Below are 18,757 nucleotides of genomic sequence, written 5' to 3' on the forward strand. Positions count from 1 at the left end.
GTCGATGGAGTACGTCATGGCGGCTGTCGCATGGTGGTGGGCCATCCCGGGCGTCGCGCTCGTGATCGCCGTGAGCTGGGCCGGGTGGACGTGTCGGGCATTGCGTGCGCCGAGCATGCGGGACTCGATGTCCGCCTTCGAGGAGTGGAGCGCGGCGCTGGACCGGGTGCACACGGCCACCCCGGTCGTGCACGACCCCACCGTCGAGGCGCCCGACCCGACGCTCCCGGGAACGGCCCACGACAACCCGTGACGGCCCGGCCCGCACCGCGGGAATCCGGGTGCCGTAGGGTCGAGCGCATGTCGCGCCGCACCGCCACCCTGGTCGTCTCCGGGCTGCTGCTCCTGGCCCTGGCCTGCGCCGTGCTGTTCGCGCCGGTGCCCTACGCCGAGTTGAGCCCCGGGCCCACGTACAACACGCTCGGCGACGAGGGCGGCAAGCCGGTCATCGAGATCTCCGGCCACGAGACGTACCCCACGAGCGGGCACCTGAACATGACCACCGTGTCGGTGACCAACAAGTCATACGACATGCCGCTGCTCGACGCGCTGGCCGGCTGGGTCAAGGGCGACGCGGACGTGGTGCTGAAGAAGTCGCTGTACCCCGACGACAAGTCGGCGGCCGAGGTCGAGCGGGAGAACGCCGAGGAGTTCAGCTCCTCGCAGGAGCACGCCAAGGTGGCCGCGTTCGCCGCCCTGAACATCCCGATCGAGAAGCAGGTGATCGTCTCGACCGTGGCCAAGGACGCGCCCGCGCTCGGCAAGCTGCACGCCGGCGACATCATCCTGGCCGTGGACGGCACGCCGATCACCAGGACCGAGGACGTCGCCGCGGCGATCACCAAGCACAAGGCCGGCGAATCGGTCACGCTCACCGTGGACCCGGCCGACGCCCGCGGCACCAGGCGCGACGTGCAGGTGGTCACCGGCAGGGCCGAGGACGACGGCCGCGCGCTGGTCGGCATCACCCCGGGCATCCTGCCGAAGTTCCCGTTCAAGGTGGAGATCCACCTGGAGGACGTCGGCGGCCCCAGCGCCGGGATGATGTTCGCGCTCGGCATCGTCGACAAGCTCAGCCCCGGCGACCTGACCGGCGGCAAGTTCGTGGCCGGCACCGGCACCATCGACGACGCGGGCAAGGTCGGCGCGATCGGCGGCATCCAGATGAAGACCATCGGGGCCCGCCGCCAGGGCGCCAAGTACTTCCTCACCCCCAAGGCCAACTGCGCCGCCGCCGCGCAGACCCGGCCGGGTGGTCTGACCCTCGTCCAGGTGGAGACGCTGGACGACGCGCTCAAGGCGCTGGCGACGATCCGCACCGGTCAGGGCACATTGACGGAATGTCATGCGTGACCGGTGCGGACCCGCTCGGCCCCTACTCCTCGTCGGTGTCGCCGAACGTGGCCAGCAGCGCCTCGGCCAGGCCGGGGACCAGGTCCGCGCCGGAGAGCACCTCGGAATCGTCGTCCTTGGCCCGCAGTCGCACCGCCGACTCGCGCGAGCCGTCGCGCAGCACGCCGACCGCGAGTCGCACCTCCTGGCGCTCCGGGTGCGCCGCCACCCAGTCGTGGATCTCCTCGTCGCTGCCGACGGTGGGCATGTTCGCCTCGGCGGACGGCGGCAACATCAGCCGCTCGACCACGAGCGCGCAGCCGAGCACGGCGTCCGGCCAGGCGATGCTCGCCAGGAACTCGTCGATCGCGACGTGCTCCGGGATCTCCTCCTGCTCGATCGGCGTAAGGGTGTCGATGGGCGCGTCACGGTCGGCGGACAGGCCGAGCTGCGCGGCGAGATCGGGTTCGGTACGGGCCAGTTCCCCGGTGTCCACGAGCGCGTACAGGCGGGGCTGCTGGTCCCAGCCGTACCCCGCCACGTGGCGTTCGATCTCGACGAGGGCCTGGGTGAGTGCAACGGTCATGACCCCATCTTCCCGTCTTTGCCCCGCGACGGATCACGAGCCTGTATCGGCCGTGTCTGTGGGGAACCACGTCCTGTCTCGGTAAGTTGACCCATCGAGCGCCGACCGGGCGCGTCCAGGTAATGATCGAGGTGCGCACCCTTGGTTTTTCAGATGCCCGAACGAGGCGGCTCAGGTGGCCGTCGGATCAGATTGGGAGCCCCGTCCCGCAGGTCCAGAACACTGCTCCTGACGCTGGCCATCCTCGTGGTGATCGTTGTCGCGTGGGTGCTGTTCGCGAATTTCTGGACGGATTGGCTCTGGTACAAGTCGGTCGGCTACGGAAACGTATTCACGACCAAGCTGTGGACGCGCATCGGGTTGTTCCTGGTGTTCGGTCTGCTCATGGCCGCGGCCGTCGGCGCCAACATCTACGTCGCCTATCGGCTGCGTCCCGCGTTCCGCGGGATGTCGCTCGAACAGCAGAGCCTCGACCGCTACCGCTCGGCCATCACGCCGTTCCGTAGCTGGCTGCTGATCGCGCTGTCGGTGATCATCGGCATCATCGCCGGAACCTCGGCGTCGGGGCAGTGGAAGACGTGGCTCCAGTTCGTGAACGGCGTCTCGTTCGGCGCCAAGGATCCGCAGTTCCACAAGGACGTCTCGTTCTACGCGTTCGATCTGCCGTTCTATCGATTCCTGGTCAATTTCGCGTTCGTCGCGGTCGTCGTCGGCCTCGTCCTCGCGGTGATCACGCACTACCTCTACGGCGGACTTCGGGTGCAGAGCCCGGGGTCGCGGGCCACCCCCGCCGCACAGGCGCATCTTTCGCTGCTGCTCGGCCTTTTCGTGTTGTTCAAGGCCGTCGCGTACTGGCTGGACCGCTATTCGCTCGCGGTCTCGTCCGGTGATTTCAAGCAGGCCTCGCAATTCACCGGCCTGCGGTACACCGACGCGCACGCGGTATTGCCGGCGAAGACGATCCTGTTCATCGTCGCGCTGATCTGCGCCACGCTGTTCTTCGTCAACGTGTTCCGCCGCACGTGGGCGCTGCCGATCATCGGCTTCGGCCTGATGGTGCTCTCCGCGGTGCTCATCGGTGGGCTGTACCCGGCGATCGTCGAGCGGTTCCAGGTCAAGCCGAACCAGCAGGCCAAGGAAGCCAAGTACATCCAGCGCAACATCGAGGCGACCCGGCTGGCGTACGGCATCGACAAGGTGGAGCCGGAGAAGTACGACGGCAACGTCGAGGCCAAGCCCGAGCTGAAGGACCAGGCCGCGAACACGGCCAGCATCCGGCTGCTCGACCCGAACATCGTCTCGCCGACGTTCAACCAGATGCAGCAGCTGCGGCAGTACTACGCCTTCCAGACCACGCTGGACGTCGACCGCTACATGATCGACGGCAAGATGCAGGACACCGTGATCGCGCTGCGCGAGCTGAACCCGAGGGGTGGTCAGACGCACAACTGGGTCAACGACCACACCAAGTACACCCACGGGTACGGCGTCGTGGCGGCCGAGGGCACCCGGGTGGACCGCGAGGGCAAGCCCGTCTACATCGAGGGCAACATCCGTACCGACGCGCAGGAGGCCCAGACCCCCAGCCCGCTCGGTCCGTACCAGCCGCGGATCTACTTCGGCGAGTCGACCACCGAGTACTCGATCGTGGGCGCGCCGAAGAACACCACACCCACCGAGGTGGACTACCCGACCGACACCGCGGCGGGGCAGGCCACCTACACGTACAACGGCAAGGGCGGCGTGCCGATCGGCGGCATGTTCAACAAGCTGCTGTACGCGACGAAGTTCCAGGAGGGCAACATCCTGCTCTCCGACACGATCAACAAGGATTCCCGGATCCTGTACAACCGCACGCCCAAGGAGCGGGTGGAGGCGGTCGCGCCGTGGCTGACCATCGACGGTGACCCGTATCCGGCCGTGATAGACGGCAAGGTGCAGTGGATCGTCGACGCGTACACGACCAGCAACGGCTATCCGTACGCGACCCGCACCACGCTCGGTACCGCCACCGCCGACTCGCTCAACGCCGAGGACCGGGCCCGGGGCGCGGTGGGCAACACCGGCAACGTCAACTACATCCGTAACTCGGTGAAGGCGACGGTCGATTCGTACGACGGTTCGGTCAAGCTGTACCAGTGGGACGAGAAGGATCCGGTCCTGAAGACCTGGATGAAGGCCTTCCCGAACACGATCAAGAAGAAGGGCACGATCCCGCCGACCCTGATGGAGCACCTGCGCTACCCGCAGGACCTGTTCAAGGTGCAGCGCGATCTGCTCACCCGGTACCACGTGACCGACCCCCGGACCTTCTTCAACGGCTCCGACTTCTGGAAGGTCCCCAAGGACCCGACGGGTCGCACCGCCGGTTCGGGCGACCAGCCGCCGTACTACCTGTCGATGAAGATGCCGTCGGCGACGCCGGGCGGTGCCCCGGACGCGCAGCAGTCGTTCCAGCTGACCAGCACCTTCGTGCCGAAGGAGCGGCAGAACCTGGCCGCGTTCATGGCGGTGAACTCCGAACCGGGATCACCGGGTTACGGCAAGATCAGACTCCTGAGCCTGCCGCCGAACACGGCGATCCTGGGTCCGGATCAGATGCAGAACCAGTTCAAGTCGAACGCCGCGGTCGCCCAGGTGATCAACATCCTGCAGCGCGGCGACTCGGTGGTGGTCTACGGCAACCTGCTCAGCCTGCCCGTGGGCGGCGGCATGTTGTACGTGGAACCGGTGTACGTCCAGGCCAACGCGCCCGGGTCGTATCCGGTCCTGCAGAAGGTGCTGGTCTCCTACGGCGGCAGCATCGCCTTCGAGGACACCCTCGATCAGGCGTTGACCAAGGTGTTCAGCGGTTCGCCGACGACCACGGTGCCACCGACCGACACCGGCACCCCGCCGACCACCGGGACGCCGCCGACGACGGGCACCCCGCCGCCGACGACCGAGAACCCGACGGTCAAGCAGGCGCTCGACGAGGCCAACCAGGCACTCAAGGACGCCGACGCGGCGCTGAAGGCCGGCGACTTCGGCAAGTACGGCGAGGCGCAGAAGCGGCTCCAGGCGGCGGTGAACAAGGCCATCGCGGCGGAGAACGCGGCGAAGACACCGCCGGCGTCCACGCCGCCGGCGAACGGCACACCGCCCGCGAACGGCACGCCACCGGCGGGTGGCACACCGCCCGCGTCCGGGGCGCCGCCGGCGGCCACGACGCCGAAGCCGTGATCGTCGACGCGTGAGGTACGACGGGCCCGTCCCCTGGTGGGGCGGGCCCGTCGTGTTATCGATTTGGTGTGCGGCTCCGGGTCACGTAAGCTCAAGGAACAACGCATCGCGGGGTGGAGCAGTTCGGTAGCTCGCTGGGCTCATAACCCAGAGGTCGCAGGTTCAAATCCTGTCCCCGCTACTCGGTGAAAACGCGAGAGGCCCGGTTCCCAGGAACCGGGCCTCTCGCGTTGTGCGTTTTGCTTGATGGTTTGTGCTTGGTGCCCCGGCTCGGGGAGCCGGGGGTGGCGCACGAGCTGAGGGCGTGGCGGTCTAGAGCGCGATCTGGCGGCGGCGCTTGGCGCGCAGCGGTGCCATCAGGGTGACGCGCGCCAGACGGTGTGTGCCGCGCTGTTCGGCACGCGGGACCAGGCTCTGGATTATGGCGGCCGATTCGGCGCTGTTCGCCGTCTCCTGGACGGAGGCACGGCCGATCAGGGCGAGGTGCCGGTCGAGGCGCTCGCCCATGCCGGTTCGGCCTGCGTCCATCGGCGGAACCGGGACTCGGCGCGGCATGCTCGGATGGTCCAATCCTGATATGACCACGACGCAGACCGTACCCCATCGGAGGCGCGCCGTGACGGCTTCCAGCCCCGAGCCGAGACCGGATCGTGTCCGGCGATGGCCGACAATCCGGTTGTGGCGCAATCGAACTCCCGGGCAACCAGGGGTAATTGGGATCAAAGGGGAAGTGATTCGGAGTCGGGGCGGGGTGGGTCGGGTTCACTCCATGGTCTGAATTCGGCCGCGACACCCACGAGTGACGCGTGCCACGCGTGGGGGCGGGCGGTTCGGGGGCGGGCGGGAAGGGATTTGCCTGCCCGGTCGGGGCTGCCGTAAGGTTGTGTTCACCGACGCGGGGTGGAGCAGCTCGGTAGCTCGCTGGGCTCATAACCCAGAGGTCGCAGGTTCAAATCCTGTCCCCGCTACCACATCGGAGGGCCCGGCCATTGCGGCCGGGCCCTTCGTGCATGCCCTCGGACACCGGGTGTTCGCCGACGATTCGCCGCCGGGTGGGGCCGGCTGTTGCCGAATCGCGACTGCATGGATGTGGCCCGAGATGCCACGATGGACACATGGGGGCGTGGAAGGGACATCGCGGACGGCGGGGGGAGCACCCACCGCCGGAGCCCGACGTCTTCGAAACCGTGCCCGAGGGCCCCGACACGGTGGTCCTGGACCGGGGGCGGGCGGCGGCTGCGACGTCTCCGGCGCATCCCGACGAATACGCGGTCCTGGTGCCGTTCCGGCCGCGCCGGCGTGGGCCCGGGGGCAGCGTCGAGGGCTACGAGGCGCTGAATCGGCACGAATCGGCCGAACTCGAACGGCGTTACCGCGAGCGTGCCGCGCGCAGCCCCTCCGCCGCCAACAGCCTCGCCCTGATGTTGCTCGAACGCGACGAGGAGGAAGGGGCGGACGAGGCGGCCGAGTTGCTGCGTCGGGCCGCCGAGGCGGGGCATCGCGGCGCGGCGACCAACCTCGGCGTGCTGATGCACCGTCAGGGGCGGGACGACGCCGCGTCGTTGTGGTGGCACCGGGCGGCGGAGGCGGGCAGTCGGATCGCCGCCTACTCGCTCGGCGCGCTGCTGCTGGACCAGGCCGACGCGGCGCGGGCGAGCGCGGGCGCGGGCGCCGACGTGGGCGCGTATCACGACCTGTCCGGGCAGGGCGTCTACTGGCTGCGCAACGCGGCCGAGTCGGGGCATGTGCGGGCCGCGCTCACGCTGGGCGAGTTCTTCGAGTCGACCGGGCGCCCCGGGGCGGAGCGGTGGTATCGGCGCGCGGCCGAGGCAGGGCATCCGGAGGCGGCCTACCGGCTCGGGCGGATGGGGCAGGAGCGGGACGACGAACGCGCGGCGTCCACGTGGTTCCTGCGCGCGGCCTCGTGCGGGCACGTGCGGGCGGCGGTACGGCTCGCGACCTCGCTGGAGCGGGCGGGGGACACCGCCGAGGCGATCGGGTGGTATCGGCTGGCGGCCGAGGAGGGTGACGCCGAGGGGGCGCGGGCGCTCGGGTTCCTGCTGCAGGACGCCGGGGACGTCGAGGGCGCGGTGCGGTGGTGGCAGGTCGCGGCGGAGGCCGGCGACGGCACGGCGGCCAACGCGCTGGGTGCGTGGTTCGCGTCCCGGGGCGGTTCGAGCGAGGCCGCGCGGTGGTACGAGCGGGCGGCGGCGGCGGGCGAGTGCAACGGGGCCTTCAATCTGGGGCTGTTGCACGCGGAGCACGAGGACGCGCCGGGCGCGGAGCGGTGGTTCCGGATGGCCGCCTACGCGGGACACGGGGACGCGGCCAACGCGCTGGCCGGGATGTTGCTCGAGCGCGGGGACGACGAGGAGGCGCGGATATGGTTCGCGCGGGCCGCCGAGGCGGGCAGCGTGGACGGTTCGTACAACCTGGGCATCCTGCACGCGCGTGGTGGTCACGACGACGCCGCCGAGGTGTGCTGGAGCCGCGCCGCGGCCGCCGGGCACCCGGACGCGGCCTTGCAGATGGGGCTGTTGCTGGAGCGGCGGGGGGATGCCGAGGGGGCGGCGCGCGCCTACGAGACGGCGGCGCGGGCGGAGCGGCCCACGGCGGCGTTCAGGCTCGGGGCGATGCTCGCGGACGCGGGGGCGGTGGAGCAGGCGGAGCGCTGGTACGCGGTGGCGGCGGACGCGGGGCACGTGACGGCGGCGTTGCGGTGCGGGGTGCTGTGTGCGCGGCGGGGTGAGGACAAGCCGGCGGCGCGGCGGTTCAAGGTCGCGGCCGAGGCGGGCAGTGTGTCGGGGGCGTGGAACCTGGCGCTGCTGCATCTGCGGCACGGGGATTCCGAAGGCGCGGAGCCGTGGTTGACGGTGGCCGCGCGAGGTGGGCACGGGCGGGCGGCGTTGCGGCTGGTGGTGCTGGCGTTGCGGCGCGGGGATCTGGCCGATGCGGAGCACTGGTGTGGGCCGGCGGTGGCGCATGGTCCTGCGGAGGTCGCGGCGAAGGCGCAGCGGCTGCTGGATGCGTTGCGGGCGGAGTCGCTGGCGAGCTGACGCGGGTCCTCAGGCGCCGGGCGGGCTGGTTTGGGGTGCCTGAGTGGGTGGGTGGGGGTTTCGTGTGTCCTCAGGCGCCGGACGGGCTGGTTTGGGGTGCCTGAGTGGGCGGGTGGGGGTTTTGTGGGGTCTCAAGTGTCGGATGGGCTGGGTGCTTGAGTGTTGGGGTGGTGGGGGGTGCAGGTTGGGCATAGGCCGTGGAAGGTGACTTCTGTCCTGGTGATGGTGAAGCCGAGGGTTTCGGCCGCTGTGAGGGTGGGGGGCGGGGGGATCGTTGGGCTTATGTCTCTGATCGTGCCGCATGTGGTGCAGATCAGGTGGTGGTGTGGGTGGTGGGCGTTGGGGTCGTAGCGTTTGGCTCGGGCGCTGGTGGTCACCTCGCGGATCTCGCCCAGGGTCACCAGGTCGTTGAGGGTGTTGTAGACGGTTGCCCTGCTGATCTCGGGGAGTTGTCGGGACGCGAGCGTGTGGACCTCGTCGGCGGTCGGGTGGACGTGGTTGCCGGTGAGGACCTCGGCCACCACCCGGCGCTGTGCGGTCAGGCGCCAACCCCGCTTGCGTAGTCGTTCCGGGAGGTTGCTCATGCTGGAATGGTATAGGTCTTTGCTTGGATCTGGTCTAGATGTTGTTCTGGACAAAGTCTAAAACTGACTCTAGGTTGGGGGCTCGGACGACAGCAGCAACACCAGGGGAGTCACGAACCATGTCGCAGCAGCCGCACGCCCTCACCACCGAATCCGGTGCTCCGGTGGCCGACAACCAGAACAGCCAGACCGCGGGCCCCGGCGGGCCGCTGCTGATCCAGGACCAGTACCTGCTGGAGAAGTTGGCCCGGTTCAACCGCGAGCGCATCCCGGAGCGGGTGGTGCACGCACGCGGGTCCGGCGCGTACGGCCGGTTCGAGGTGACGGCGGACGTGTCCCGGTTCACCAAGGCGCACTTCCTCGCCGAACCCGGCCGCCGTACCGAGGTGTTCGCCCGCTTCTCGACCGTGGCCGGCAACCTCGGCGCCGCCGACGCGGTGCGCGATCCGCGCGGGTTCGCGGTGAAGTTCTATACCGAGGAGGGCAATTACGATCTCGTCGGCAACAACACGCCGGTCTTCTTCATCAAGGATCCCCTGAAGTTCCCGGACTTCATCCATACGCAAAAGCGCGACCCGTACACCGGCAGCCAGGAGGCGGACAACGTCTGGGACTTCTGGTCGCACTCGCCGGAGGCCATCCATCAGGTCACCTGGCTGTTCGGGGACCGCGGCATCCCCGCGTCCTACCGGCACATGGACGGCTTCGGCTCGCACACCTACCAGTGGGTCAACGCCGAGGGCGAGGCGTTCTGGGTCAAGTACCACTTCAAGACCGACCAGGGCATCCGGAACCTGACCGCCGAGGCCGCCGCCGAACTGGCCGGGGCCGACCCCGACTCGCACCAGCGGGACCTGGTGAACGCGATCGACGCCGGGGTGAGCCCGTCGTGGACGCTGAAGGTGCAGATCATGCCGGTGGCCGAGGCCGCGACCTACCGGTTCAACCCGTTCGACCTGACCAAGGTGTGGTCGCACGCCGACTATCCGCTGATCGAGGTCGGCCGACTCACCCTCGACCGCAACCCCGACAACGTGTTCGCCGAGGTCGAGCAGGCCGCGTTCAACCCGGCCAACTTCGTCCCCGGGATCGGGCCGAGCCCGGACAAGATGCTCCAGGGACGGTTGTTCGCCTACGCCGACGCGCACCGCTACCGCCTCGGCGTCAACCACACCCAGCTCCCGGTCAACGCGCCGCACGCCGCGACCGCCCACAACCACGGGCGGGACGGATACATGGCGACCAACCCGGGCGGTCGGGCCAAGAACTACGAGCCGAACAGCTTCGGCGGGCCGTACGAGAGCGGCGCCCCGCTGTGGGCGTCGACCGAGGTGTCCGGCGCCACCGGCACCCACCCGGCCCCGCTGCACGCGCGGGACGACGACTACGTACAGGCCGGCGACCTGTACCGGTTGATGACGGCGGACGAGCAGGCCCGCCTGGTGGCCAACCTCGCCGGGTTCCTGGCCAAGGTCTCCCGGGACGACATCATCGACCGGGTCGTGGGCCACTTCCGGGCCGCCGACCGGGATTACGGGGACCGGATCGCGGCGGCCGTGAAGGAGTTGCGCGCCTGACGGCGATCCACCCCCGATGAGCGCGCCGCCCGGTACCCGGACCACGAGTCGGTACCGGGCGGCGTTTCACACGCCCGGACCGGGGGCGGGACGCGGGCGCGCGACGGGCGCCCGTCGGGGTCAACCCACCAATTCCTCGGTGCGCTGTGCCTCGTGGATCTGGCAGCGGACGATGTCGCGGACCGAGATGATCCCCAGCACCTCGCCGTCGTCGAGCACGATCAGGTGCCGGAAACCGCCGCGCGTCATCGCCGCCGCCGCGTCGGCCAGCGACCAGGAGGGGGTCGCGAAGACGACGTTCGAGGTGAGGTGGTCACCGGCGAACTCGGTGTCGGGATTCTGGCCGGCGCCGATCGACATCAGGATGTCGCGCTCGGTCAGGATGCCCAGGCCGGACGTCTCGGGGTCGATCACCACCGCCGCGCCGATCTGGCGGGCGGACATCAGGCGCGCGGCGGCGCGCAGGGTGTGGGCCGGGCCGATGGTCAACACGATCGTGCTCATGCCGTCGCGGACGAACATGTGACACCACCTCCGTCGGGGTGTGGGTACAGGGCGGGTGAGCGCTCGAGAAAGAGTTCACAAGTTCACAAGCCTTGTTTTCACATGGTCACATGCTCGGGAAGGTCAACGGAAGGTATAGCGGGCAAGTCACTCGAAGGGAGTAGCGCGATCCGCGCGCTCAGAACCCCTCGTGCGGATCGCCCAACCGGGCCAGCAGTTCGTCGTGCAGCAGGCCGTTGGACGCGGCGGCGGTGCCGCCCGCCGGGCCCGGGGAGCCGTCGAGCGAGGTGAACCGGCCGCCCGCCTCCTCGACGATCGCCGCCAGCGGCGCGAGGTCCCACAGGTTGACCTCGGGCTCCGCGCACATGTCCACCGCACCCTCGGCGACCAGCATGTACGACCAGAAGTCGCCGTAGGCGCGGGTCCGCCAGCAGGCCCGGGTCAGGTCCAGGAAGTCGTCCATGCGGCCGCGGTCCTCCCAGCCGCCCATGCTGGAGTACGCGAACGACGCGTCCTCGATCGCCGCCACCTGCGACACCCGGCAGCGGGACGCCTGGGACAGGCTGCGCCCGGTCCACGCGCCCGCGCCCTTGGCGGCCCACCAGCGCCGGCCCAGGGCCGGCGCGGAGACCACGCCCATGACCGACTCGTCGCCGTCCATCAGCGCGATCAGGGTGGCCCACACCGGGACGCCCCGGACGAAGTTCTTGGTGCCGTCGATCGGGTCGATCACCCAGCGCCTGGGCCCGTGTCCGGACGATCCGAACTCCTCGCCGAGCACCGCGTCGCGCGGGCGGCCGCGACCGAGTTGGTGCCGGATGATCTCCTCGGCGGCCTTGTCCGCGTCGCTCACCGGAGTCATGTCCGGCTTCGTCTCGACCCGCAGGTCGAGCGCCTTGAAGCGGTCCATGGTGGTCGCGTCGGCGGCGTCCGCGAGGACGTGGGCGAAGCGCAGATCGTCGTCATAGCCGGGCATGACACGAACAGTACCGGCGAGCGTCGGCGGGTCCGCGCGCCCCGCGCCCACGGACACACTTACGCGCCGTCGCCGTGGCCTCGTACGCTCGTTATGCAGAACGGAAGCGCGAACGGCGACAGTCGACAACCGTTCATCGGTCGGGCGCGTGTTACGGGTACGAGTCGACGGCGGAGGGGGTGCGGGACCGCGATGGCACTGTTCGGGGTCGGGCGCAGGGCAACACACGGCAGGGAGCCCGTACCGGGACCGGGGCTGGTCCAACCGCGTCGAAGTCTGGACGGGTGGACGCTGGAGGGCACCGCGCTCGCGGATCGTCTCGACCGCGAGGAACTGCGCGAGCTGGCCACGCTGTTGCACGGCGTCGGCGCCGAGATGCGCACCGCCTGGACCTACGAGCGCGCGGCCGACCTGCTGGAGCGGGCCGGTGAGCGCCCGCAGGCGCTGGCCGTGGTGGAGGTGTGGTTCGCGCTGCCCGAGGAGGTGCGGCGGGCCAGTCCGGCCGCGACCCGATCGCTCGGTCGACGCCGCCAGCGGCTGCGCAGCCGGCTCGGCACCGCGCCCGCGCCCGCGGCGGCCATCCCCACCCAGACCAGGACCGCGCCCGCCATACCGGCCAAGCCGGGCACCCCGCCGCCGGTGCCGAGCACGTCCGTGACCGGGCAGGCCACTCGCAAGTGACCCGGCGCGCCCGGCACGGCACGGCGCGCCGGGTGTCCGGGATACGGCGCGGACGGCCCCGGCGGCCGGCCACGGGCTAGATTTCCGGCATGACCGATCTTGTGCGTTCCCGTCCGCCGGCTTTCGTCTTCGACCTCGACGGGACCCTCGTCGACAGCGTCTACCACCACGTCATGTCGTGGCAGGAAGCGCTCCGCGAGGCCGGCATCGACCTGGCCATGTGGCGGATCCACCGCAAGATCGGGATGAGCGGCGGCCTGTTCGTCCGGGGCATCCAGCGCGAGACGGGCATCGACCTGTCGCCCGAACAGGTCGAGGCGCTGACCGACGCGCACGGGCGCCACTACGCCGCCCGGGTGCCGTTCGTGGAGCCGCTGCCCGGTGCCCCCGAACTGCTGCGCCACCTCACCGAGGTGGGCATCCCGTGGACCATCGCCACCAGCGGCCGCCGGGCCGGGGCCGAGCCGATGCTGGCCAAGCTCGGCGCGCCCGCGGACCTGCCGATGGTCACCCGCGACGAGGTCGCGCGGGCCAAGCCCGACCCCGACCTGTTCCTGGCCGGAGCCGCCAAGCTCGGCGTCGACCCCGCCCAGTGCGTGGTGGTCGGCGACAGCATCTGGGACCTGCTCGCCGCCCGCCGCGCCGGCTCGCTCGGCGTGGGCCTGCTCTCCGGCGGCTACGGCGCCGACGAGCTGGAGCGCGCGCACGCCTTCCGGGTCTACGACGAGCCCGCCGACATGCTGGCGCACATCGACGAGCTGGGCGTACGCGGCGACTGAGTCCCGCACGCATCCGGGTGATCCTGTTCGGTCAAGCCGTCGCGGCCGGGGCGCCACGTCCTACCCTGGGGACATGGGTCCGGCCGACGAACCTGCGGAACTGCTCCGTCTCCTCGCCGACGACGCCCGATTGAAGGTGTTCGCCGCACTGGTCCTGGAGGCTCGTCTCAGCTCCGACATCGCCGATCGGGCCGGCCTGCCGCTGCGGGACACGATCAAGGTGCTGGCCCGGTTCGAATCGGTGGGGCTGGCCGCGCGGGCCGGTGACGGGTGGCACGCGTGCCCCGAGGCGCTGGCCCAGGCGGCGGCGGGGATCGGCGAGGAGCCCGACGACGCGTTCGCCGACCGGGGCCCCGCCGAGGCGGCCGTGTTGCGGACCTACCTCGCGCGTGGCCGGGTCCGGCAGTTGCCCGTACAGCGGGCCAAGCGCCTGGTCGTGCTGGACCACGTCGCCGGCAGCTTCGAACCCGGCGTGCGCTACGAGGAGGCGGAGATCGTGGAGACCCTGCGCCGCTTCATGGACGACCACGCCGCGCTGCGCAGACACCTCGTGGACGAGGGCTTTCTGGGCCGCGAGGGCGGGGTGTACTGGCGCACGGGCGGATCGTTCGTGGTCTGATCCGCCGTCGGCGAGGACCGGGGCGGGTCGCGGATGCCCCCGCGTCGGACACCCGCGACCGCGACTCAGCGCGCCGGAGCGCGGTCGACGGTGATGCCGCCGTTGTCGGTGCGGATGTCGATCGAGCGGGTCGCCCGGGGATCGTCGCCGAGTTCGTTGTCGATGCCGCCGTTGCCGGACTTGGCGCTCACCCGGTACGTGTTCTCGTCGCCGGGCACGGTGACCCGCACGCCGCCGTTGTCGGTGGTCACCTTCACCTTCGCCGGCGCGGTGTCCAGGCGCAGCCGTACCCCGCCGTTGTCGGTGTCGACGATGACCGTGTCGGCGCGCACCCGCGACGTGGTCACGCCCCCGTTGTCGGTGGACAGTTGCAGGTTCCCGGTGCTGTCGGACACGTCGATGTGACCGTTGTCCGTGCTGAACTTCATGTTCTGGCGCAGTCCGCTGGCGCTGATCGCGCCGCTGTCCGAGGACACCTCCAGCGGGATGTCGAGCGGAACCTTGATCCGGTAGGACCCGTCGCACTCCACGTTGATGAAGGTCGGGCAGTTCAACCGCAGTTTGAGGCGGTTGCCGATCAGGCTCCAGGACGGTTCCGCGCCGTTGATGCTGTGCGTGATCTTGCTGTCCACGCTGATCGTCCCGGCCGCGCCCGCTTCGATGGTGACTCCGGCGTCGTCGGTGTCGATGATCAGATCACCGGTGGACAACGTGAAGTCGCGGTGGTCGCGGACGTCGTGGCTGGAGAGCAACGTGAGCCCGGTCCACGCGGCCATCAGGATCCCTCCGATGGCGAACAGCCCACCGAAGAAGATCAAAGACGTCCGAAGCGGCCTTTTCATGACACTCTCCCCGACAGGTGATCCGAAGCTGCCCAAACTGTATGAGCGAGCGTCCCGGGGCCGGCATCCGGCGGTCACCCGAACCCGGGGTAGGGCTGTCCCCCCTGCGCGGACGGTGACCGGCCCGTCGGGCGGGTGTTCGACGGCGGCTGAACCCGGGCAGTCTGGAAGCCGTTGATCTGTGCGAGGGTCGATACCTTCCTCCCGAGTGCCCCCACCCGCCCCGCGATTTCCCCGCGATCCCCGACCGTTCAGGAGAACCGCTTCATGTTCGACACCGTCTCCGGCCTGCCCGTTCACGTCCTGGTCGTGCACTTGGCGGTGGTCATCGTGCCGGCGGCGGCGGTCGCGAGCGTGCTCGTGGCGGTCCGGCGGCCCTGGTTGTTGCGCGTCGGCTGGTGGGTGGTCGGGCTGGACGCGGTCGCCGCGCTGACCTGCTTCGTGGCCAAGGAGAGCGGCGAGAAGCTGCTCGCCCGGCTCGACCGGCTCTCCGACGGCCAACGCGCCGCCGCCGTGCAGACGCACGTGGACCGGGGCTCGGACATGCTCTGGTACACCCTCGGTCTGCTCGGCGTCACGCTGGTGCTGCTCCTGGTCGCCCGGCACCGGGCCGCCGCCACCTTCCGGCCGCGGACGATACCGCCGATCGTGGTGCCGATCGTGGCCGTGCTGACCGTCGCCGCCGCAGTGCTCGCGGTGGTGCAGGTGGTGCGGGTGGGCGAGTCGGGCTCCAAGGCGGTGTGGCACGACACGGTGAAGAACAGCAGCGGTCCGCTGCACTGATCGCGCGGGGTCCGGGCAGGCGAGTGTCAGTCGCCCTCGTCGCGCTCGCGGGTGCGCAGCAGCCGGCGCAGCGAGTAGAGCCGGGCCGGGTCCGCGTGCCCGGCCTCGACCCACGCGTCGAGCCCGCAGTCGGGCTCGTCGTGCGAACACGCGCGCGGGCAGCCCTCGGTGCCGGCCGCGAGGTCGGGGAAGGCGTTGATCACCCGCCCGAGGTCGACGTGGTTGAGGCCGAACGAGCGCACGCCGGGGGTGTCGACCACCCAGCCCCGGTCGGCGCCCGGAGCGCTCGTGTCGCCCGCGAACGGGGGCAGCCGCAGGCTCAGCGCCGAGGTGGTGGTGTGCCGCCCGCGCCCGGTCACCTCGTTGACGTGACCGGTGGCGCGCCGGTGGTCCGGCACCAACTCGTTGACCAGGGTGGTCTTTCCGACGCCGCTGTGCCCGACGAAGACGGTGACCTTGCCAGCCAGCCGGGCCCGGATCGGGTCCAGGTCCCACGCGGACTCGCTCTTGGTGACCACGTGCTCCACGCCGAGGGCGCCGTACATCTCCAACAGCGGGTCGGGTGAGGCGAGATCGGCCTTGGTCAGCACCAGCAGCGGTTCCAGGCCCGCGTCGTAGGCGGCGACCAGACAGCGGTCGATCAGGCGCGGGCGCGGCTCGGGGTCGGCCAGCGCGGTGACGATCGCGAGCTGGTCGGCGTTGGCCACGATGATCCGCTCGTACGGGTCGTCGTCGTCGGCGGTGCGGCGCAGCGTGCTGCGGCGCTCCTCGACCCGGACGATCCGGGCCAGCGAGCCCTCCCCGCCGCTGAGGTCGCCGACGATGGCGACCCGGTCGCCGACCACGACGCCCTTGCGGCCCAGTTCGCGGGCCTTCATCGCGGTGATCGAGCGGTCGGGCGCGTCCTCGTCCTCCAGGAGGCAGGTGTAGCGGCCCCGGTCGACGGTGAGCACCCGGCCCTCGCGGGCGTCCTCGTGCTTGGGCCGGGTCCGGGTGCGCGGGCGTGAGCCGTGCTTGCCCGGACGGATCCGGATGTCGTCCTCGTCGAGGTCCCTGCGTCGGTTGGAGCCGAGTCCCGCCATCGTCCCCGGCCTCTCAGCCGCGGCGCGCGCCGAGCATGCGCGTCCACATGCCGGTGAAGTCGGGCAGGGTCTTCGCGGTGGTGGCCACGTTCTCCACCTCCACCCCGGGGACGAGCAGGCCGAGCACCGCCGCGGCGGTGGCCAGCCGATGGTCGTCGTAGGTGTGGAACACCCCGCCGTGCAGCGCGCGCGGCCGGATCTCCAGGCCGTCGTCGATCTCGTTCACGTCGCCGCCGAGGTCGTTGATCTCCTTGACCAGCGCGGCCAGCCGGTCGGTCTCGTGCAGCCGCAGGTGGGCCACGCCGGTCAGCCGGCTGGGGCCGTCGGCCAGCGCCGCCACCGCCGCGATCACCGGCGTCAGCTCGCCGACGTCGTGCAGGTCGGCCTCGATGCCGTGCACCGCGCCGCCGCCGGTCAGGGTCAGTCCCGCCGGGGTGCGCCGGCACGAGCCGCCCATCGCGGTGAAGATCGAGCGCAGCCGGTCGCCGGGCTGCGTGGTGTGCTCGGGCCAGTCGCGCACGGTCACCGAACCGCCGGTGACCAGCGCGGCGGCCAGGAACGGGCCGGCGTTGGACAGGTCCGGCTCGACCACCATGTCGCGGCCGAGCAGCGCGCCCGGGGCGACCCGCCACACGTTCGGCTCGCCGTCGTCGACCCGCGCGCCGGCCGCGCGCAGCATGTCCACGGTCATCGCGATGTGCGTCATCGAGGGCACCGAGGTGCCGGTGTGCCGGACCTCGACGCCGAGGTTGAAGCGCGGCCCGGACAGCAGCAGCGCGCTGACGAACTGGGACGAGGAGGACGCGTCGATGTGCACCACGCCGCCCTCGACCCCGCCGCCGCCCAGCACCGTCATCGGCAGCCGGGCCTCGCCCTCGTCGTCGATCCGGGTGCCCAGGTCGCGCAGCGCGTTGATCACCCCGTCGAGCGGGCGCTCGTAGGAGCGGGGGTCGCCGTCGAAGCGCACCGGCCCCGCGGCGAGCGCGGTCACCGGCGGCAGGAAGCGCATCACCGTGCCGGCGTTGCCGCAGTCCACCACGGCCGGGCCGGCCAGCCGCCCCGGCAGTACGTACCAGTCGTCGCCGCGGTCCTCGATCACCACGCCGAGCGCGCGCAGCCCGGCCGCCATCAGCAGCGTGTCCCGGCTGCGCAGCGGACGACGCACATACCCCGGCCCGCCGGCCAGCGCGGCCAGCACGAGGGCGCGGTTGGTCACCGACTTGGACCCGGGCACCTCGACGGTGGCGGTCACGGGAGCGAAGGCAACAGGGGCGGACCACAGCGCAGACATCACGAACCAAGCCTAGTGCGTTGCCGCCCCACCCCCGATTTCGTTTCGGTACGTGGCACTCTGGACGCCATGTGTGGCCGTTATGCGTCCAGCAAGAGCCCCGACGACCTCGTCGAGATGTTCGAGGTCGATCGTTTCGATCCCGCGGACGAGCTTCCGCCGGACTGGAACATCGCCCCGACCAAGCAGGTGTACGCGGTCCTGGAGCGCCCGGTGGAGTCCGGCGGCGCGCCCACTCGGCAACTGCGGTCGGTCAAGTGGGGCCTGGTGCCGTCCTGGGCCAAGGACCCCGGCATGGGCGCCAAGATGATCAACGCCCGCTCCGAGACGGTGCACGAGAAGCCGGCGTATCGGAAGGCGTTCGCCGCGCGGCGGTGCCTGCTGCCGGCCGACGGCTACTTCGAGTGGCACACCCCGGAGACCGCGCCCGACGGCCCCAAGGGCGGCTCGCGCAAGCAGCCGTACTGGATCCACGCGGCCGACGGCAGCGAGGTCGCCTTCGCCGGGTTGTACGAGTGGTGGCGCGATCGTGGGCGGGCCGAGGACGACCCGCTCGCGTGGTTGTGGACGTGCACGATCCTGACCCTGGACGCCGAGCCCGAGCTGGCCCGGATCCACCCGCGGATGCCGCTGGTGCTGACCCGGGACAAGTGGGACGGGTGGCTGGACCCGGCCTGGACCGAGCCGGAGGAGATACGCGGGCTGCTCGTGCCGCCGCCCGCCGGGTTCATGACGGCGCACCCGGTCTCCACGGACGTGAACAACGTGCGCAACAACGCGCCCCACCTGCTCGACGCGATTCCCCCGGACGAGGTCACCGTTGACGCGACGCTCTTCTGAACC

18 protein-coding genes and 2 tRNA genes are annotated in these 18,757 nt (G+C 70.8%); 12 read left to right on the forward strand and 8 right to left on the reverse strand.

Annotated features, from left to right (window positions below):
- The first annotated feature begins 16 nt into the window (after positions 1 to 16).
- Together ACH4XV_RS08145 and ACH4XV_RS08150 are read left to right on the forward strand one after the other, a co-directional pair.
- Positions 17 to 253 carry a hypothetical protein gene (locus tag ACH4XV_RS08145; protein WP_395787637.1) on the forward strand — a complete coding sequence of 79 codons (237 nt, stop codon included), beginning with the start codon at positions 17 to 19 and terminating at the stop codon, positions 251 to 253.
- Positions 254 to 300: 47 nt separating this feature from the next.
- Entirely contained in the window at positions 301 to 1,353 is a 1,053-nt protein-coding gene (locus ACH4XV_RS08150; protein ID WP_395787639.1) for a PDZ domain-containing protein, read from the forward strand.
- A 22-nt stretch (positions 1,354 to 1,375) separates the two neighbouring features.
- On the opposite strand, the gene ACH4XV_RS08155 is transcribed toward ACH4XV_RS08150, so the two are convergent.
- Positions 1,376 to 1,918, reverse strand: a complete 543-nt coding sequence (locus ACH4XV_RS08155) for a PPA1309 family protein (RefSeq protein ID WP_078975522.1) — start codon at positions 1,916 to 1,918, stop codon at positions 1,376 to 1,378.
- A 153-nt stretch (positions 1,919 to 2,071) separates the two neighbouring features.
- Here ACH4XV_RS08155 and ACH4XV_RS08160 point away from each other — a divergent pair, with 153 nt between their 5' ends.
- Together ACH4XV_RS08160 and ACH4XV_RS08165 are read left to right on the forward strand one after the other, a co-directional pair.
- Positions 2,072 to 5,140: a UPF0182 family protein gene (locus ACH4XV_RS08160; RefSeq protein WP_395787641.1), complete on the forward strand. Its 3,069-nt coding sequence runs from the start codon at positions 2,072 to 2,074 to the stop codon at positions 5,138 to 5,140.
- Between the two features lie 107 nt (positions 5,141 to 5,247).
- Positions 5,248 to 5,321 (forward strand) — tRNA-Met (locus ACH4XV_RS08165).
- Positions 5,322 to 5,452: 131 nt separating this feature from the next.
- Here ACH4XV_RS08165 and ACH4XV_RS08170 read toward each other — a convergent pair.
- Positions 5,453 to 5,668, reverse strand: coding sequence for a hypothetical protein (locus tag ACH4XV_RS08170; protein ID WP_395787643.1), 216 nt, complete (start codon positions 5,666 to 5,668; stop codon positions 5,453 to 5,455).
- Between the two features lie 366 nt (positions 5,669 to 6,034).
- Here ACH4XV_RS08170 and ACH4XV_RS08175 point away from each other — a divergent pair.
- Positions 6,035 to 6,111 (forward strand) — tRNA-Met (locus ACH4XV_RS08175).
- A 144-nt stretch (positions 6,112 to 6,255) separates the two neighbouring features.
- Entirely contained in the window at positions 6,256 to 8,196 is a 1,941-nt protein-coding gene (locus tag ACH4XV_RS08180) for a tetratricopeptide repeat protein (protein WP_395787645.1), read from the forward strand.
- Positions 8,197 to 8,327: 131 nt separating this feature from the next.
- On the opposite strand, the gene ACH4XV_RS08185 is transcribed toward ACH4XV_RS08180, so the two are convergent.
- A complete protein-coding gene (locus ACH4XV_RS08185) occupies positions 8,328 to 8,780 on the reverse strand; it encodes a Fur family transcriptional regulator (RefSeq protein ID WP_395787647.1) in 453 nt (150 codons plus the stop codon).
- 119 nt (positions 8,781 to 8,899) lie between these two features.
- Here ACH4XV_RS08185 and ACH4XV_RS08190 point away from each other — a divergent pair, with 119 nt between their 5' ends.
- Complete coding sequence (locus ACH4XV_RS08190; protein WP_395787649.1) at positions 8,900 to 10,357, forward strand: catalase; 1,458 nt, start codon at positions 8,900 to 8,902, stop codon at positions 10,355 to 10,357.
- A gap of 120 nt (positions 10,358 to 10,477) precedes the next feature.
- On the opposite strand, the gene ACH4XV_RS08195 is transcribed toward ACH4XV_RS08190, so the two are convergent.
- Both ACH4XV_RS08195 and hisN read right to left on the reverse strand, forming a co-directional pair.
- Positions 10,478 to 10,879 carry a cyclic nucleotide-binding/CBS domain-containing protein gene (locus ACH4XV_RS08195; protein WP_380042681.1) on the reverse strand — a complete coding sequence of 134 codons (402 nt, stop codon included), beginning with the start codon at positions 10,877 to 10,879 and terminating at the stop codon, positions 10,478 to 10,480.
- Between the two features lie 160 nt (positions 10,880 to 11,039).
- Positions 11,040 to 11,837 carry a histidinol-phosphatase gene (gene hisN, locus ACH4XV_RS08200; RefSeq protein ID WP_380042682.1) on the reverse strand — a complete coding sequence of 266 codons (798 nt, stop codon included), beginning with the start codon at positions 11,835 to 11,837 and terminating at the stop codon, positions 11,040 to 11,042.
- Positions 11,838 to 12,029: 192 nt separating this feature from the next.
- On the opposite strand from hisN, the gene ACH4XV_RS08205 reads away from it, so the two are divergent.
- The 3 genes from ACH4XV_RS08205 (at position 12,030) to ACH4XV_RS08215 (ending at position 13,916) form a co-directional block, all read left to right on the forward strand.
- Positions 12,030 to 12,518 (forward strand): hypothetical protein, encoded by a 489-nt coding sequence (locus ACH4XV_RS08205; RefSeq protein ID WP_395787651.1) that lies wholly within the window; start codon positions 12,030 to 12,032, stop codon positions 12,516 to 12,518.
- 89 nt (positions 12,519 to 12,607) lie between these two features.
- A complete protein-coding gene (locus tag ACH4XV_RS08210; protein ID WP_395787653.1) occupies positions 12,608 to 13,297 on the forward strand; it encodes an HAD family hydrolase in 690 nt (229 codons plus the stop codon).
- A gap of 73 nt (positions 13,298 to 13,370) precedes the next feature.
- Positions 13,371 to 13,916 (forward strand): DUF2087 domain-containing protein, encoded by a 546-nt coding sequence (locus ACH4XV_RS08215; RefSeq protein WP_395787655.1) that lies wholly within the window; start codon positions 13,371 to 13,373, stop codon positions 13,914 to 13,916.
- 65 nt (positions 13,917 to 13,981) lie between these two features.
- Here ACH4XV_RS08215 and ACH4XV_RS08220 read toward each other — a convergent pair whose 3' ends face one another.
- Positions 13,982 to 14,758: a DUF4097 family beta strand repeat-containing protein gene (locus ACH4XV_RS08220; protein WP_395787657.1), complete on the reverse strand. Its 777-nt coding sequence runs from the start codon at positions 14,756 to 14,758 to the stop codon at positions 13,982 to 13,984.
- A 267-nt stretch (positions 14,759 to 15,025) separates the two neighbouring features.
- Between ACH4XV_RS08220 and ACH4XV_RS08225 the strand changes: the two genes are divergently transcribed.
- Positions 15,026 to 15,541 (forward strand): DUF2231 domain-containing protein, encoded by a 516-nt coding sequence (locus ACH4XV_RS08225; protein WP_395787659.1) that lies wholly within the window; start codon positions 15,026 to 15,028, stop codon positions 15,539 to 15,541.
- A 26-nt stretch (positions 15,542 to 15,567) separates the two neighbouring features.
- Here ACH4XV_RS08225 and rsgA read toward each other — a convergent pair whose 3' ends face one another.
- Entirely contained in the window at positions 15,568 to 16,623 is a 1,056-nt protein-coding gene (gene rsgA, locus ACH4XV_RS08230; protein ID WP_395787661.1) for a ribosome small subunit-dependent GTPase A, read from the reverse strand.
- Between the two features lie 13 nt (positions 16,624 to 16,636).
- The gene (gene aroA / locus ACH4XV_RS08235) at positions 16,637 to 17,914 is read right to left on the reverse strand and encodes a 3-phosphoshikimate 1-carboxyvinyltransferase (protein WP_395788640.1); all 1,278 of its coding nucleotides are present in this window, start codon (positions 17,912 to 17,914) and stop codon (positions 16,637 to 16,639) included.
- A 69-nt stretch (positions 17,915 to 17,983) separates the two neighbouring features.
- Here aroA and ACH4XV_RS08240 point away from each other — a divergent pair, with 69 nt between their 5' ends.
- Positions 17,984 to 18,754, forward strand: coding sequence for an SOS response-associated peptidase (locus tag ACH4XV_RS08240; RefSeq protein ID WP_395787663.1), 771 nt, complete (start codon positions 17,984 to 17,986; stop codon positions 18,752 to 18,754).
- Positions 18,755 to 18,757 lie beyond the last annotated feature (3 nt).

The sequence above is a fragment of the Embleya sp. NPDC020630 genome, assembly GCF_044334985.1.
GTDB lineage: Bacteria > Actinomycetota > Actinomycetes > Streptomycetales > Streptomycetaceae > Embleya.

Coding starts and splice junctions, on each gene's coding strand:
- ACH4XV_RS08145 (WP_395787637.1), top strand. CDS start 17: ATGGCGGCTGTCGCATGGTGGTGGGCCATCCCGGGCGTCGCGCTCGTG.
- ACH4XV_RS08150 (WP_395787639.1), top strand. CDS start 301: ATGTCGCGCCGCACCGCCACCCTGGTCGTCTCCGGGCTGCTGCTCCTG.
- ACH4XV_RS08155 (WP_078975522.1), bottom strand. CDS start 1,918: ATGACCGTTGCACTCACCCAGGCCCTCGTCGAGATCGAACGCCACGTG.
- ACH4XV_RS08160 (WP_395787641.1), top strand. CDS start 2,072: ATGCCCGAACGAGGCGGCTCAGGTGGCCGTCGGATCAGATTGGGAGCC.
- ACH4XV_RS08170 (WP_395787643.1), bottom strand. CDS start 5,668: ATGGACGCAGGCCGAACCGGCATGGGCGAGCGCCTCGACCGGCACCTC.
- ACH4XV_RS08180 (WP_395787645.1), top strand. CDS start 6,256: ATGGGGGCGTGGAAGGGACATCGCGGACGGCGGGGGGAGCACCCACCG.
- ACH4XV_RS08185 (WP_395787647.1), bottom strand. CDS start 8,780: ATGAGCAACCTCCCGGAACGACTACGCAAGCGGGGTTGGCGCCTGACC.
- ACH4XV_RS08190 (WP_395787649.1), top strand. CDS start 8,900: ATGTCGCAGCAGCCGCACGCCCTCACCACCGAATCCGGTGCTCCGGTG.
- ACH4XV_RS08195 (WP_380042681.1), bottom strand. CDS start 10,879: ATGTTCGTCCGCGACGGCATGAGCACGATCGTGTTGACCATCGGCCCG.
- hisN (WP_380042682.1), bottom strand. CDS start 11,837: ATGCCCGGCTATGACGACGATCTGCGCTTCGCCCACGTCCTCGCGGAC.
- ACH4XV_RS08205 (WP_395787651.1), top strand. CDS start 12,030: ATGGCACTGTTCGGGGTCGGGCGCAGGGCAACACACGGCAGGGAGCCC.
- ACH4XV_RS08210 (WP_395787653.1), top strand. CDS start 12,608: ATGACCGATCTTGTGCGTTCCCGTCCGCCGGCTTTCGTCTTCGACCTC.
- ACH4XV_RS08215 (WP_395787655.1), top strand. CDS start 13,371: ATGGGTCCGGCCGACGAACCTGCGGAACTGCTCCGTCTCCTCGCCGAC.
- ACH4XV_RS08220 (WP_395787657.1), bottom strand. CDS start 14,758: ATGAAAAGGCCGCTTCGGACGTCTTTGATCTTCTTCGGTGGGCTGTTC.
- ACH4XV_RS08225 (WP_395787659.1), top strand. CDS start 15,026: ATGTTCGACACCGTCTCCGGCCTGCCCGTTCACGTCCTGGTCGTGCAC.
- rsgA (WP_395787661.1), bottom strand. CDS start 16,623: ATGGCGGGACTCGGCTCCAACCGACGCAGGGACCTCGACGAGGACGAC.
- aroA (WP_395788640.1), bottom strand. CDS start 17,914: ATGTCTGCGCTGTGGTCCGCCCCTGTTGCCTTCGCTCCCGTGACCGCC.
- ACH4XV_RS08240 (WP_395787663.1), top strand. CDS start 17,984: ATGTGTGGCCGTTATGCGTCCAGCAAGAGCCCCGACGACCTCGTCGAG.